General features: G+C 57.3%; 1 protein-coding gene. It reads right to left on the reverse strand.

What is annotated here, in order from left to right:
* Window positions 1-38 precede the first annotated feature (38 nt).
* A partial coding sequence (locus tag H8711_RS13920; RefSeq protein ID WP_249283916.1) for a DNA cytosine methyltransferase occupies window positions 39-583 on the reverse strand: 545 nt, incomplete at its 5' end.

The following is a 583-nucleotide window of genomic DNA, read 5'->3' on the forward strand; positions in this document are numbered from 1 at the left end:
ATAGGGCTGTATTGGTTATATAGGCTTCAAACATGGGCTCATTCCTCCTTTCCGGCCCGGTCAGCCAGCACCTCATAAATCCCGGCCATAATGTAATCGGCGCAAGGGAGGGCAATCGCGTTTCCCAGTGCCTTGTAGCGTTGCAGAGGCCGGATCTCCACGCCGTCCGCCCCGTACTTTGTCCAGCCCTCTGGCAGCCCCATCAGCCGTTCGCTTTCCGTTTCCGTCAGAAAACGGATACAGCCGCCCTTCGGGTCGCCCTCATACCAGAAGGCAAAGGGCGTTACATCACTGGCTAAAAGAGTGGGAAAAGGGTCAGTTGGTAATCCGAAGCTGTTTCGGAAGGCCGTTTCTTCCTGCCTTTTTGCCGCTCCCCGCATACGGAAGCACTGAAAGGGGTGGATGACTGGTATCTGCCGCCCTGTTTCAAAAGAAGCTGTTCGATCTCCTTCGGCGGCGACCCACCCGCCCTCTCCGCAAGGCGGAGGAAGTGGGAGCATTGGACGGGGCTTAAATAGTATGTCTGCGGCACGTCTGCCTCCAAAATCCGCCACGACGAAAATCCGCTGCCTTCGTGCCAGCC

Origin of the sequence: Ligaoa zhengdingensis (assembly GCF_014384885.1) — a bacterium.
In the GTDB taxonomy this organism is placed as follows: domain Bacteria; phylum Bacillota; class Clostridia; order Oscillospirales; family Ruminococcaceae; genus Ligaoa; species Ligaoa zhengdingensis.